We start from the raw sequence: 13,038 nt of genomic DNA, 5'->3' as shown, positions 1-13,038 counted from the left end.
TTTATCACATACTAAGATTTTAGCGTTTGAAACTACCCAGAATACCGCGAACCAGTGCGCGCCCAAGTGAGTTACTGACGGACCGAACCACCGACTTCATTGCAGTTTCGGCAACAGTCTGACGTCCTGTACGACGGCCAGTTCCCAGCGCAGTTCCAACCAGATCACCCAGAATACTGCCACCTTCTCCGGATTCTTCTTCCTTGGTCTTCTGCTGTGCCGCAGTGGCGGCCTGTGCTTTTCTGGCCAGCATTTCAAAAGCTGAATCACGATCGACAGTCTGATCATATTGCCCGGAAACCGGGCTCGCTGCGATAACCTTTGCACGCTCATCTGGTGTCAACGGACCAATCCGCGATGATGGTGGGCGGATCAATGTGCGCTGCACCATCGACGGAACACCTTTGGCCTGCAATGTCGAAACCAGTGCTTCACCGGTCGCAAGATTGGTGATCGCCTCAAATGTCTTGAAATCGGGGTTTGGCCGAAACGTATCGGCTGCCGTCTTCACCGCATTGGTTTCGCGCGGCGTGTAAGCACGGAGCGCATGCTGCACACGGTTACCAAGCTGGGCAAGGACCGTTTCCGGCACATCAAGCGGGTTCTGTGTCACGAAATATACACCGACACCCTTCGAGCGGATCAGACGAACCACCTGCTCCACGCGATCGACCAGCGCCTTCGGCGCTTCATCAAACAGCAAATGTGCTTCATCGAAGAAGAAAACGAGCTTCGGCTTATCAGGATCGCCGACTTCTGGCATTTCCTCGAACAATTCAGACATCAGCCACAGCAGAAATGTCGAATAGAGGCGCGGGCTCATCATCAGCTTGTCTGCTGCAAGCACACTTATCACACCACGTCCGTCGGTCGTGGTGCGCATCAGATCAGCAATGCGCAGCGCCGGTTCGCCGAAGAACTTTGATCCACCCTGCTGATCAAGCACAAGCAGCGAACGCTGGATTGCGCCAACAGAAGCCTTGTTTACGTTGCCATATTTTGCGGAAAGCTCCGCCGAACGCTCTGCCATTTCCGTAAGCATTGACTGCAGGTCTTTCAGATCCAGCAGAAGCAGACCTTCTTCATCTGCAAGACGGAAGGCCACGTTAAGCACGCCTTCCTGCGCATCCGTGAGGTTCATCAGGCGCGAGAGAAGCAGCGGACCCATTTCGGATATAGTCGCACGAACCGGATGTCCCTGCTCGCCGAAGATATCCCAGAAAATGACCGGAGACGCCCGCATTTCATAAGGCTCAAGTCCCACCTCAGCTGCACGCTTGGTCAGGTTATCATTAACGATGCCAGTTGCCGCAATGCCTGAGAGGTCACCCTTGATGTCGGCACAGAAAACAGGAACCCCTGCGGCCGAAAAACTCTCAGCCAACACCTGCAATGTCACCGTCTTACCAGTGCCCGTTGCACCCGTTACAAGCCCATGCCTATTCCCATATTTCAGCGCTAAATATTCGGGCTGCTGAAAGGAATCGTCTGGCTTGCGGCTTGCGCCAAGGAAAATTGCATCATCGGCGGTCATCAGGCAGGTCGCTCCGTAAAAGGTTTGCTACCGTTACGATATACTAGCACCGCCATCACACAACAACGATAAAGCTGAATTTTGGCTTCAATGCTTAATTCGCCGTCATAGTAGCGCAGGAATTTCCCTATATTTTGAATTAGGAAAGCTTGCAAAGCGTCAACGGGAATGCATATTACGTAAACGTAAGAAATTTGGGAGACTCTCATGGATGAACTGATCGCGCGCATCACCTCCAATGTTGGCATCGATGCCGCAACGGCGCAGAAAGCCGTTGGCATGATTTTGGCGTTTCTGCAAAAGGAAGGCCCTGCCGACAAGGTGCAGCAGCTGATAGCAGCTTTTCCGGGCGCAGAAGAAGCCATTTCGCAGGTCAAGGGCGGCGGTCTGCTTTCCGGCCTTATGGGCGGCGTGATGGGCCTTGGAACTCAGTTGATGGGTGCCGGTCTTGGTATGGGTGAAATCTCTGGCGTTGCCAAAGAAACCATCCGCTTTGCCAAGGAAAAAGCTGGCGACGAGCCTGTCGATGCAGTGGTCGGATCGATCCCTGGTCTCGGCCAGTTCGTGTAAGTCTACTTTATAAAGACAAAAGCCCCGGTTTTCCGGGGCTTTTTCTTATGCTTCTTTTACGACAGTCACGCCGACATGTCGTGCGCGCCCAGCGCCCCAGCCGTTTATGGCTGCCCCTGCTCCCAGCAATGCGAAGAAAATACCGCAAGCGGCAAAACTGCCTGTGGCACCATGGATCATACCCACGACCAGCGGTCCGATGGAGGCCAGTGTATAGCCCACACATTGCGCCATACCCGACAGGTGTGCGGCGGTATGCGAATCGGGCGAACGCAGCACAATCACCATCATCGCAGCCGCAATCAGACCGCCCTGCCCGATCCCTTGAATGGCCGCCAATATCCAGAAGCTCCATTGCGGCAGATAGAGAAAGCCGATCAATGGCAAAGCCGCGCAAATGCAAAGCATCGCATTGAGTAAGCTCTGACTCTTCTGTCGAATAGCAATCGACGGGATAGCAAGGCAGGTGACGACCTGAACCATGATCGAAAATGAAACCAGGCCTCCGGCTGCGGTCGCACTCAAGCCCTGCTCACGCAAGATCGGCGCGAGCCAGCCGAAAACAACATAGGCCATAGAGGATTGCAGCCCCATAAACAGCGTGACCTGCCAGGCAAGCTTATCTTTCCAGAGCCCGATGACCTTGAATCCTGAATGCGCGACATTGTGCTTTGCCCGCAGCGCCTGCGGCAACCAGAGCGCGAGCACGAGGACCGCCGGGATAGCCCAGAACGCCAGCGCCAGATTCCATGAACCACCGAGCATATGCTCGATCGGAATTGTGAAGCCTGCGGCGGCAGCGGCGCCACCACACAGTGCCATCGTATAAAAGCCGGTCATGATCGCAGCCGTTTTTGGGAAATCACGCTTCACCACCCCGGGCAGCAAAACGTTGCCCGTTGCGATAGCAGCGCCAGCCAGAACAGCGCCTATGTAAAGGGAAGCCGAATTGCCGATACCCCGGATCGCTGTGCCTATGCTCAAAACGATAAGAACAAAAAGCAATACGCGTTCCGCACCGAACCGTTGTGCAAGACGAGGTGCAAAGGGTGCAAACAGACCCAGGCAGACAACCGGCAAGGTTGTCAAAATACCTGCAGCAGTTGCCGACATGCCGGTCGCTTCGATGATTTCCGGCAGAAGCACCGAAACGCTCGAAAAGACAGGGCGAAGATTGGCGGCAATCAGCACAAGGCTCAGGCCAAGCAGCACACGCAACGCGGGGCTGGGCAGGCGCTGTGCAGCGGGTTGCGGCACACTATCGGCTTCCGCATCGACAAATGGCTCTGCATGGTGCGCCAGTTCTTCTGCCGTCACAGCACCCGACGGAACATCCTTTGTGTGGCTCATGATGCCAGCAGCCTTTCAAGTTCTTCAATCAATGGCGTCATAAACCGACGCACTGCAGCACCGGCCAGATCGGGATTGCCAGCCGCTATAGCGTTAACAATGGCGCGATGTTCTTCGTGGCCTGGTTCGGGCAACTCGCCATCGAGAGTTGCTTCAATCGATTCCCGGATGGACTGGGAAAAGAACGCATAGACCTCAATCAGCGCACTGTTGCCTGATGCTGCGACAATGGCTTCATGAAACGCGAAATCCCGCGAAACAAAATCGGTTCGGCTTGCTTCCGGACGCTTGTTGCGCTGCTCAAGCTTTATTTCGAGATGGCGGATCGTTTCAGGTGTTATCCTCTGAGCTGCAAGCCGTGCTGCTTCAACTTCAAGGGCGGCGCGCGTTTCAAAACGATCGCGCAAGCTGGTATGGCGAATCCGATCAAGACTGCGGGTCGTATCGGTAGCGGACAACACATAGGTTCCTGAACCTTGCCTCGTTTCCAGCATCCCTTGAGCAACAAGCGTTCTTACGGCTTCCCGTATCGTTCCACGACTAACACCAAGTCTGGCAGAAAGGCTTGCTTCATTCGGCAACTGTTCGCCAACGCGCCAATTGCCGGCTGTAATTTCGGCCCGAATGGACTGCTCGGCCGCATCCGCCAGGCTTTTTCTTGATAGCGTTTCCATAATTCACCAAAGTCATCGGATGACTTGATGAATTATCTGTCATAATCTCGCATGTCAATGTGGATTACAGGCGGCACTTAATCTGCTTTAACCGTATCTGCCGCATTACGTTAACAATTATCGCGCAATGTGGCAGGCTAAAATTGAGACTGTTTAACCGGGTGCCGCATGATTACGCTTTACTGCCTTAACGGAGACCATCTCGAAAGCGTCGAGGTGGAACCGGGCAACCCTCTGCCAGACAATGTTATATGGATCGACCTGCTCGCGCCGGGCGTCAATGAGGATCACATCGTCGAGGCATGGACTGGTATTTCCATTCCTACACGTGAAGACATGACTGAGATTGAAGAATCGAGTCGCTTCTATATGGAAAGCGGTGCGCAGTATCTGACCGTTCCGATCCTGCATGCGGTCGATCTCGATCATCGTGAACTGGCGCCAGTCACTTTTATTGTGCATGGGTCGCGGCTCGTAACGGTGCGTTATGCCAATCCGAAATCTGTCAGTATGTATATTACGCGCGCAACCAAGCCGGGTAACGGACTAATTACTCCCAAATGCTCTGGCCTGTCCATCATGCTGGGGATCATCGAGGCGACCACCAACCGGCTTGCGGATATTCTGGAAGGTGTTGCGGGTAAGATCGATGCGGCTTCGCATTCCATCTATCGCCGTCAGCCAAAAGCCCGACCAATGACAACCGAAGATTTCCGGCACATTCTCACACAGATCGGTGGACAGGGTACGTTCCTCTCCCGAATGCGTGAAAGTCTCGCTGGCGTCAGCCGCATGCTGGTTTATCTTTCTGCAATCAACAGTCCTGTTGCCACAAAGAAAGATACCCGATCCTGGATCAAGTCTCTCGAACGCGATGCGCAATCACTCGTCGCCTATGTGGACTTTCTGTCCAATAAGGTCACATTTTTGCTCGATACGATCGTGGGCCTCATCTCCGTCGAGCAAAACGCCATCATCAAGATTTTCTCGGTCGCCGCGGTGGGCTTCATGCCGCCGACATTGGTTGCATCCATCTACGGCATGAATTTCTCCTTCATGCCGGAGCTGAACTCTCCCTGGGGTTATCCAATGGCGCTTGGCATGATGGTCGCCTCGGCACTGCTTCCACTTTTCTATTTCCGCCGGAAAGGCTGGCTATAGTTCAGACCGAAACAGCCACGATCTCCCACTCTTTGCCGTTGATTATCACGACCTCACCTACAGGTCTGCCGAAGAGCATGATTGCGACCGGCGACATGTGGGATATTTTACCTTTGGACGGATCAGCCTCGTCTTCGCCCACAATGGTCCAAATACGTCCCACACCGTCGAGGTCTTCCAGTTCGACGGTCATTCCAAACCGCACGACATCGCTCTCCGCCTCCGGCACGGATAATTCAGCCGTTTCACGTCGCGCCGCCCAGTAGCGTAAATCGCGCGAAAGGCGCGCGATTGCCGAGCGTTCGCCCGCAATATTGGCTTCAGCCAATTCGCGTTGCAGCCTTGATAACTCACCCTCAATCAGCTTCAGGCCTTCAGGCGTGACGAGATTGCGGTGCGGGCTAATGGGACGTTCACCGAGATCGGTCGGAGCGTCATCCTGTTCCTTGGTAAATGCTCTGCTCATCCCTCAAATGTATGCAGAGCGGCCAATAGCTGCAAGCCCGCAACCTGATCTGCTCGATGTTTCTGTTGCCCCCAACTACGCAATCCCAATTTTTCGAGTTTTTATTGATTGATCAGTCAATCAAAGATAAAATGCGCATAAACAGCGGTTCCGGTTAAGGCTGAATCGCTGGAACCGCTCTAGCTATTTGTTCTTACGCATTGTCCTAAGCAAAACCGCTTCGCACTTTTGCTGGGCATGCACTAAACCGGGACAACCATTATGCCCAAAATCGGGATGGAACCTTTACGGCGGCGCGAATTAATCGATGCCGCCATCCGCACAATAGGCCAGCGTGGTTCGCTGGATGTCACCGTTGCGCAGATCGCCCATGAAGCAGGCGTCTCGCCTGCGCTCGCGCATCATTATTTCGGCGGCAAGGACAAACTCATCCTCGCGACCATGCGTCATCTGTTGCGCGAACTCGGAAGTGACCTGAATGCCGCAATAAAGCTCGCAGAAACACCGAGTGAGCGCATTGCAACAATTATTGCGGTCAACTTTTCCGCTTCGCAGTTCGCACAGGAAACAATTGCCGCCTGGCTCACCTTTTATGTGCACGCACAACAGTCAGAAGACACCAAGCGGCTTCTGCGCATTTACGCGCGCCGCCTGCAATCAAATCTGGTCTTTGCACTTGAACAATTGACGAGCCGAGAACGCGCCAATCGCATTGCCGAAGGTGCAGGTGCACTGATTGACGGGCTTTACATCCGGCATGCACTGGGCGCTGACGCGCCCGATGCAGCATCAGCGATTGCTCTTGTGGAAGATTACATTGCCGTTCAGCTTTCGGTGGAGAAATGAGTATGGAAGCGGACTTCGTTATTATTGGCTCTGGCTCTGCCGGTTCAGCCATGGCCTATCGCCTTTCGGAAGACGGCAGACATTCGGTTATCGTGATCGAATTTGGGGGCCCAGACATCGGGCCGCTGATCCAGATGCCTGCTGCACTCTCCTTCCCCATGAATATGGAAACTTATGATTGGGGCTTTTCCACTGAGCCCGAACCGCATATCGGCGGACGCAGCTTAGTCACGCCACGTGGCAAAGTGGTTGGCGGATCGTCTTCGATCAACGGTATGGTCTATGTGCGCGGTCATGCACGGGATTACGACCATTGGTCAGAAAGCGGGGCACGCGGCTGGTCCTATGCTGACGTACTGCCCTATTTCAAGCGCATGGAAAACTCCCATGGCGGACAGGATGGCTGGCGCGGAACGGATGGCCCGTTGCATATTCAGCGTGGGCGACGCGATAATCCGCTGTTTAAAGCCTTCGTGGATGCAGGACATCAGGCGGGTTTTGAAGTCACAGAAGACTATAACGGGCAAAAGCAGGAAGGCTTTGGCCCGATGGAGCAGACAATCCATAATGGACGACGCTGGTCGGCTGCCAATGCCTATCTGAAGCCGGCTTTAAAACGTCCCAATGTAAAGCTCGTCAAGGGCCTGGCACGCAAGATCGTGATCGAGGGCAAGCGCGCTGTGGGCGTTGAAATTGAAGCAGGCCGCACATTCTCGACCATTCGTGCGCGCCGTGAAGTCATCATAGCGGCATCGTCGATCAACTCACCAAAGCTTCTGATGTTGTCGGGCATTGGCCCTGCGACACAGCTGAAAGAACACGGCATCGATGTGGTGGTGGATCGTCCCGGTGTGGGACAGAATCTGCAGGATCATCTTGAAGTCTATATCCAGCAGGAATGCACGCAGCCCATCACGCTCTACTCCAAGCTCAACCTTTTCTCAAAAGCGATGATCGGCGCGCAATGGCTGTTCTTCAAATCGGGAGATGGTGCCACCAACCATTTTGAATCTGCCGCTTTCGTGCGCTCGAAAGCCGGGATAGAATACCCCGATATACAGTATCACTTCCTGCCCGTCGCCATTCGCTATGACGGTAAGGCGGCAGCGGAGTCCCACGGATTTCAGGCACATGTCGGACCGATGCGATCCAAATCGCGCGGTAGCGTGACGCTTCGCTCGGCCAATCCACGCGAAAAGCCGCAAATTCAGTTCAACTATATGTCGCACGAAGATGACTGGTCGGATTTCCGCCATTGCGTGCGGCTAACGCGAGAAATATTCGGACAAGATGCTTTCGCACCCTATAGCGGTGCAGAAATTCAACCCGGCGCAAATGTACAATCCGATGATGAAATCGACAACTTCCTCCGCGAACATGTGGAAAGCGCTTTCCATCCTTGCGGAACCTGTAAGATGGGTGCAGTTGACGATCCGATGGCAGTCGTTGACCCTGAATGTCGTGTTATCGGTGTTGATGGTCTGCGTGTTGCAGATTCGTCGATTTTTCCGCGTATAACGAACGGCAATCTCAATGGGCCGTCTATTATGACCGGCGAAAAGGCCTCTGATCACATTCTTGGCCGCACGCCCTTAGCGCGTTCCAATCAGGAACCCTGGATTAACCCACGCTGGCAAGTTTCTGACCGCTAATGAACCCCGAGGAGAATAAAATGAAAGTACAACCCAAAGCCTCGCATTTCATCGGTGGCGCATTTGTAGAAGACAAGGCGGGCAAGCCGCTTCCCGTTTTCTATCCGGCAACCGGCGAAGAAATCGCAAAGCTTTATTCGGCAACGCCTGACGTGATTGAGGCAGCCTATGCGGCCGCACTCAAGGCGCAGGGCGAATGGGCAGCACTCAAGCCTGTCGAGCGCGGCCGCATTCTGCGCCGCACGGCGGATATTTTACGCGAGAAAAACAAGAAACTCTCGAAGCTTGAGACACTCGATACCGGTAAGGCGCTTCAGGAAACGCTTGTTGCCGACGCGGCTTCGGCTGCGGATGCGCTTGAATTCTTCGGCGGCATCATCTCTGGCTTCAATGGCGAGTTTGTGGAACTTGGCGGCTCGTTCGCCTATACCCGCCGCGAAGCGCTTGGCATCTGCGTCGGCATTGGGGCATGGAATTATCCTATTCAGATCGCGGCATGGAAATCTGCTCCGGCGCTCGCCATGGGCAATGCTTTCATCTTCAAGCCATCGGAAAACACTCCGCTCTCTGCCCTTGCTTTGGCGGAAGCCTATAAGGAAGCTGGCCTTCCCGATGGCCTGTTCAATGTTGTGCAGGGTTTTGGCGATGTGGGCGCAGCTCTCGTCAACCATCGTCTTACAGCAAAAGTTTCACTGACCGGCTCTGTTCCGACTGGCAAACGCATCATGTCACAGGCTGGCGAACATCTGAAGCATGTCACGATGGAACTCGGTGGCAAATCGCCAATTATCGTCTTTGATGATGCCGATCTTGAAAGCGCGATCGGCGGAGCAATGCTCGGCAATTTCTATTCAACGGGCCAGGTCTGTTCAAACGGCACCCGTGTGTTCGTTCATAAGACTATACGCGAACGCTTTGTGGAACGTCTTGTTGAACGCACGCGTAAAATCCGCATCGGCGATCCGTTGGATGAAGCGACCCAGATGGGGCCCCTCGTCAATGTCGCGCAGCGCGATAAGGTTCTGTCCTATATCGAAAAAGGTAAGGCCGAAGGTGCAACTCTGGCCTATGGCGGTGGCGTTCCCAAGCTGCAGGGTTTTGACAAGGGCTGTTTCATCGAGCCAACAGTCTTCACAGACGTGACAGACGATATGACGATCGCGCGGGAAGAAATCTTCGGACCTGTCATGAGCATCCTGGACTTCTCCGACGAGGATGAGGTCATTGCACGCGCCAACGATACGGAATTCGGTCTGGCCGCTGGCGTCTTTACGGCCGACATCGCACGTGGTCATCGTGTAATAGGGCAAATCAAGGCGGGGACCTGCTGGATCAACGCCTATAATCTTACACCTGTCGAAGTCCCCTTCGGCGGTTACAAACAATCCGGCATTGGACGTGAAAACGGCATAGCAGCTCTGACGCATTACAGCCAGATCAAGACTGTGTATGTAGAAATGGGCAAGGTCGACAGCCCGTACTAAGATTTGTTCTGCATTTATTTGAAATTCCCGCAATATTAGATGTCTCTAATATTGCGGGAATTTTTTATTTATCAATTTTTATTATATTTACAACACAATATCAGTCGATAACCTGACACTTCTCAAAATTATTATGTATACCTTCTAATTATATTGAATTTTAACAATTAATTGATTGCTTTTATCGAACAACCTGCGTCGGAAACATGATAATAGCTTCCCACGACGAGGGACCGATGACCGAAGAACTTTTTTTATCGACTGATATGGTCGGGACTGAAATTCGCGACGATTTCTGGCGTGATGCAGTCAAATTGTTCTATGAGGTATCATCCATAAAAGATGACGCGGGAAGAGGCTTTACCGGCACGGTGCGCTCTTATCCCTTTGGCAACATGCTGATTGGCTCCACGACCTTCAACAACCAGCACTATGAGCGTACAACGAACATTATCGCTCGTGGTGGGCTTGATCATTATGTGCTCCAAGTCATGTTGGCTGGCACTCTGGTCGGTGACTTCAATGGCATCGCTGTCTCTGCGAAGCCCGGTGATATTTTCGTCATCGACATGGCACAAGTTATATCCAGTCAAGCCGAGACAGGCGCTCGTCTGACTGTCATCATGCCACGTCAGGAGGTCGAGAAGCTTGTTGGCTGGCGTAACCTGCATGGCATCGTGCTCACAGCCGAAGCTCCAGCGACCCGGCTCCTGTTTGAATATCTGCGAGACTTGTATGACGTCGTTCAGGAGCTTTCTGCTATGGACTCCATTGCCGCCAAGGACGCGATGATGGTGCTGTTGGCATCATGCATCAAGGGTACAGATAACGGTTCGGTTGAAAGTGACACGACCAACCTGCCTATACGCAACCGCATTCTCGCTTATATCGACAAGAACATCACAAACCCACTTCTCGGTCCTTATTCGATACAACAGCATTTCCGTATGTCGCGCTCGCATCTTTATCGCGCATTTGAACCGGACGAAGGCGTCGCCAAAGTGATCCGCGACAAGAGACTGGATCTCGCCTACCGAATTGTCGTCGATCAGAAAGGCAAAGCTATTTCCTTGAAGGAAGTTGCCTATCGTTGTGGATTCCACGATGGCACACAGCTGACCAAGGCTTTTAAAGTCCGCTTCGGACTTACACCCAAGGAGGCGCGTGCGACTCAGGATCCCGCACCACTGCAAGGAAGCGGCGGCACCATGATTATTCATGAGCATCTGTCATTACAGGCCAAAAAGGCTGGTATTATCTGAAATTGCCGTTGTCTGAGTGAATTTGGTAAATTGCGGTCAGAGGACACCGCAAAACCGCCGTGTCGGACTGATAGCGCACCCCTCAAAATGTGAGATAACTTTCGGCAGAGATGCGGTGGTAAAAAACAATCAGAACATTAGGTGATCGCTGTGCCCGTGCGCATACTCAGCCAACCAGCGCCATTTGAGTAGGCCATTTGCGGACCTGTACTGGCATTGCTTACAAAAACCATCGCCCCTGCTCCGTGGACTGCGGCTGACGGCAAGCCTGCGACCGTAAACGATGCAGGGCGAATGGGACCGTCGACATGAAGCCGTGTCTCAGGCCATATGGAGCCGACAGCGACGTTTCCGGTTGCGCGGTCGACTTTAACTGCTTCCCGCCAATTGCCGACATCATCGCCAACCTTGACACTGAAATTGTTGTCGCCATTCAGCCCCATCTCCGCGTGCCCGGTCCAGCCTGACTGGAACAAAAGGCTGGCTGTATGTGTTGCCGCCTGTTTGTTGACTTTGATCTGATGACCCGCACCGGCATTGTTAAAAAGGCTTGCTTCTGATGATATTGCAAAGCGGTTGATTGCATCCGCTGTTGCTTGCACACCAAGCATTGACAATGACAGGCTAGCGGGTACAGAGCCTGTGACCTCCCACTGCGTGCCATTGAATACCAGCAGCCTGCCTTCATCCTCGACATAGGCTAACCAGCCTTTTGCGACGGCAACGAACGACCAGCCGTCATCAACAAAGAAGGCTATCATTCCGTCTTTTCCGGCCCACAGCCCGGTGGCGGGGCTTGCAATGATATGTCGTTCACCAGATTCGGGTGTGACGGGTGCGCCAGTCTGTACCCGCGATTTCACACTGAGATGCACGACCGCATCAAGCAATCGCAACGCCTCATTATGCGTGACGTGCTTCTGCGCCTGACTGGGCATGATGTAGGGAAGTTTGAGATTAGGCGTTTGATCCATAGAAAAGCTCCTCGCGTTGATAATGCGGGGAGCTTAACGGCTCTCAATCAAAGGGGGATAAGTCAGCTTCCGCGATAGGTCGAATAGGACCAGGGGCTGACCAGAAGCGGCACATGATAATTGCCGTCCTCGTCGGCAATTGCGAACCGGATTGGAATCAGGTCGAGAAACGGAGGGTTGGCAACGTCGGCACCACGCGCTTCAAAATATTCGGCGACATGAAATTGCAGCTCATAAGTACCTTCCTGCATTTCAATACCGCTCAGCAGCGGTTCATCCGTGCGACCGTCGAGATTAGTTACGGTGCGTTTGAGCAGCTCAGTCTTTCCCAATGCTCCAAGCCGATAAAGCTCAATCCGCATCGCGGCCGCCGGGCTACCATGCGCAGTGTCAAGAACATGTGTGGATAGCTTGCCCATTTTGATCCTCAGATTTGCGTTTCAAAAGCCGGGATTGTCTCAATACGATAGGCGACATCCAGAAGGAAATATTCCTCCAGATTATCCTCAATGCCCGCCCGGTCAACAATAAGAAAATCTGACGTCTGCTCAAGGGATACAAGCGGATGATGCCAGACATTGCGCCAATAATTGACACCCTGATCACCTCGCGCAAGAAATGCTCTTGGTCGGGCAGGTTTACCTTCCGCATCTTCTGCAACGACAACCAGGAAAGATCTGCCATTCAAAGGAATGAAAGCCTGCGATCCGAATGGATGCCGCTCCATCATCACAATATCGATGGGCGCTGCAAAAGACTGACCGCGAAAGATATTGATCAGAACCCGTGCGTCAGTACCGGCAGCCTCGACATGGGCAAGATCATGAAAGCGCTCCGTCGTGCCATTGTTGATAAGACGCCGTTCAGCGCCATCCACCTCGATAACATCCCCAAACGGCACAAAAGCTGCTTTTGTCAGCGGCTCAACTTCCAGCACTTCAAACTTCACGCTTCCCTCCCCACAAGTCAATTTCATGCAGCTCCGAAAACCTGTTCACAATTTTCGGGACCCGCTCATACAAAGCTTTGCAGCCCATGGATTGTCAATCGCAAAGCAGTTTCAAC

13 protein-coding genes are annotated in these 13,038 nt (G+C 53.3%); 6 read left to right on the top strand and 7 right to left on the bottom strand.

Going from position 1 to position 13,038, the window contains the following annotated elements; genetic code table 11:
• Positions 1 to 19: 19 nt before the first annotated feature.
• On the bottom strand, positions 20 to 1,534 hold the full coding sequence (locus tag CEV32_RS21390) for a helicase HerA-like C-terminal domain-containing protein (RefSeq protein ID WP_094579080.1): 1,515 nt from the start codon (positions 1,532 to 1,534) through the stop codon (positions 20 to 22).
• Between the two features lie 207 nt (positions 1,535 to 1,741).
• Here CEV32_RS21390 and CEV32_RS21380 point away from each other — a divergent pair, with 207 nt between their 5' ends.
• Positions 1,742 to 2,104, top strand: a complete 363-nt coding sequence (locus CEV32_RS21380; protein ID WP_094579078.1) for a hypothetical protein — start codon at positions 1,742 to 1,744, stop codon at positions 2,102 to 2,104.
• A gap of 45 nt (positions 2,105 to 2,149) precedes the next feature.
• Here CEV32_RS21380 and CEV32_RS21375 read toward each other — a convergent pair whose 3' ends face one another.
• Complete coding sequence (locus CEV32_RS21375) at positions 2,150 to 3,454, bottom strand: CynX/NimT family MFS transporter (RefSeq protein ID WP_094579077.1); 1,305 nt, start codon at positions 3,452 to 3,454, stop codon at positions 2,150 to 2,152.
• Entirely contained in the window at positions 3,451 to 4,128 is a 678-nt protein-coding gene (locus CEV32_RS21370; protein ID WP_094579076.1) for a FadR/GntR family transcriptional regulator, read from the bottom strand. The genes CEV32_RS21375 and CEV32_RS21370 overlap by 4 nt, the downstream gene beginning before the upstream one ends.
• Positions 4,129 to 4,296: 168 nt before the next feature.
• On the opposite strand from CEV32_RS21370, the gene CEV32_RS21365 reads away from it, so the two are divergent.
• On the top strand, positions 4,297 to 5,289 hold the full coding sequence (locus CEV32_RS21365; protein ID WP_094579075.1) for a magnesium transporter CorA family protein: 993 nt from the start codon (positions 4,297 to 4,299) through the stop codon (positions 5,287 to 5,289).
• A gap of 1 nt (position 5,290) precedes the next feature.
• On the opposite strand, the gene CEV32_RS21360 is transcribed toward CEV32_RS21365, so the two are convergent.
• Positions 5,291 to 5,755, bottom strand: coding sequence for a GreA/GreB family elongation factor (locus tag CEV32_RS21360; RefSeq protein ID WP_094579074.1), 465 nt, complete (start codon positions 5,753 to 5,755; stop codon positions 5,291 to 5,293).
• A 261-nt stretch (positions 5,756 to 6,016) separates the two neighbouring features.
• Here CEV32_RS21360 and betI point away from each other — a divergent pair, with 261 nt between their 5' ends.
• From betI to CEV32_RS21340, 4 genes are all read left to right on the top strand, one after another.
• A complete protein-coding gene (betI, locus tag CEV32_RS21355; protein ID WP_094579073.1) occupies positions 6,017 to 6,601 on the top strand; it encodes a transcriptional regulator BetI in 585 nt (194 codons plus the stop codon).
• Between the two features lie 2 nt (positions 6,602 to 6,603).
• Positions 6,604 to 8,253 (top strand): choline dehydrogenase, encoded by a 1,650-nt coding sequence (betA, locus tag CEV32_RS21350; RefSeq protein WP_094579072.1) that lies wholly within the window; start codon positions 6,604 to 6,606, stop codon positions 8,251 to 8,253.
• Positions 8,254 to 8,273: 20 nt separating this feature from the next.
• Positions 8,274 to 9,737: a betaine-aldehyde dehydrogenase gene (gene betB / locus CEV32_RS21345; RefSeq protein ID WP_094579071.1), complete on the top strand. Its 1,464-nt coding sequence runs from the start codon at positions 8,274 to 8,276 to the stop codon at positions 9,735 to 9,737.
• Positions 9,738 to 9,973: 236 nt separating this feature from the next.
• Positions 9,974 to 10,999: a helix-turn-helix domain-containing protein gene (locus CEV32_RS21340; protein ID WP_094579070.1), complete on the top strand. Its 1,026-nt coding sequence runs from the start codon at positions 9,974 to 9,976 to the stop codon at positions 10,997 to 10,999.
• 137 nt (positions 11,000 to 11,136) lie between these two features.
• On the opposite strand, the gene CEV32_RS21335 is transcribed toward CEV32_RS21340, so the two are convergent.
• The 3 genes from CEV32_RS21335 to CEV32_RS21325 all read right to left on the bottom strand — a co-directional run bounded on the left by CEV32_RS21335 (position 11,137) and on the right by CEV32_RS21325 (position 12,949).
• Positions 11,137 to 11,973, bottom strand: a complete 837-nt coding sequence (locus CEV32_RS21335) for a DUF2793 domain-containing protein (protein ID WP_094579069.1) — start codon at positions 11,971 to 11,973, stop codon at positions 11,137 to 11,139.
• Between the two features lie 62 nt (positions 11,974 to 12,035).
• Entirely contained in the window at positions 12,036 to 12,392 is a 357-nt protein-coding gene (gene uraH / locus CEV32_RS21330; RefSeq protein ID WP_094579068.1) for a hydroxyisourate hydrolase, read from the bottom strand.
• Between the two features lie 8 nt (positions 12,393 to 12,400).
• A complete protein-coding gene (locus CEV32_RS21325) occupies positions 12,401 to 12,949 on the bottom strand; it encodes an ureidoglycolate lyase (RefSeq protein WP_374882552.1) in 549 nt (182 codons plus the stop codon).
• Positions 12,950 to 13,038: the final 89 nt, after the last annotated feature.

Origin of the sequence: Brucella rhizosphaerae (genome assembly GCF_002252475.1) — a bacterium.
Lineage (GTDB): Bacteria > Pseudomonadota > Alphaproteobacteria > Rhizobiales > Rhizobiaceae > Brucella > Brucella rhizosphaerae.
The sequence above is the reverse complement of the archived record's forward strand: the minus strand, read 5'-3'. Positions and strand labels throughout refer to the sequence as shown.

Coding starts and splice junctions, on each gene's coding strand:
- CEV32_RS21390 (WP_094579080.1), bottom strand. CDS start 1,534: ATGACCGCCGATGATGCAATTTTCCTTGGCGCAAGCCGCAAGCCAGAC.
- CEV32_RS21380 (WP_094579078.1), top strand. CDS start 1,742: ATGGATGAACTGATCGCGCGCATCACCTCCAATGTTGGCATCGATGCC.
- CEV32_RS21375 (WP_094579077.1), bottom strand. CDS start 3,454: ATGAGCCACACAAAGGATGTTCCGTCGGGTGCTGTGACGGCAGAAGAA.
- CEV32_RS21370 (WP_094579076.1), bottom strand. CDS start 4,128: ATGGAAACGCTATCAAGAAAAAGCCTGGCGGATGCGGCCGAGCAGTCC.
- CEV32_RS21365 (WP_094579075.1), top strand. CDS start 4,297: ATGATTACGCTTTACTGCCTTAACGGAGACCATCTCGAAAGCGTCGAG.
- CEV32_RS21360 (WP_094579074.1), bottom strand. CDS start 5,755: ATGAGCAGAGCATTTACCAAGGAACAGGATGACGCTCCGACCGATCTC.
- betI (WP_094579073.1), top strand. CDS start 6,017: ATGCCCAAAATCGGGATGGAACCTTTACGGCGGCGCGAATTAATCGAT.
- betA (WP_094579072.1), top strand. CDS start 6,604: ATGGAAGCGGACTTCGTTATTATTGGCTCTGGCTCTGCCGGTTCAGCC.
- betB (WP_094579071.1), top strand. CDS start 8,274: ATGAAAGTACAACCCAAAGCCTCGCATTTCATCGGTGGCGCATTTGTA.
- CEV32_RS21340 (WP_094579070.1), top strand. CDS start 9,974: ATGACCGAAGAACTTTTTTTATCGACTGATATGGTCGGGACTGAAATT.
- CEV32_RS21335 (WP_094579069.1), bottom strand. CDS start 11,973: ATGGATCAAACGCCTAATCTCAAACTTCCCTACATCATGCCCAGTCAG.
- uraH (WP_094579068.1), bottom strand. CDS start 12,392: ATGGGCAAGCTATCCACACATGTTCTTGACACTGCGCATGGTAGCCCG.
- CEV32_RS21325 (WP_374882552.1), bottom strand. CDS start 12,949: ATGAAATTGACTTGTGGGGAGGGAAGCGTGAAGTTTGAAGTGCTGGAA.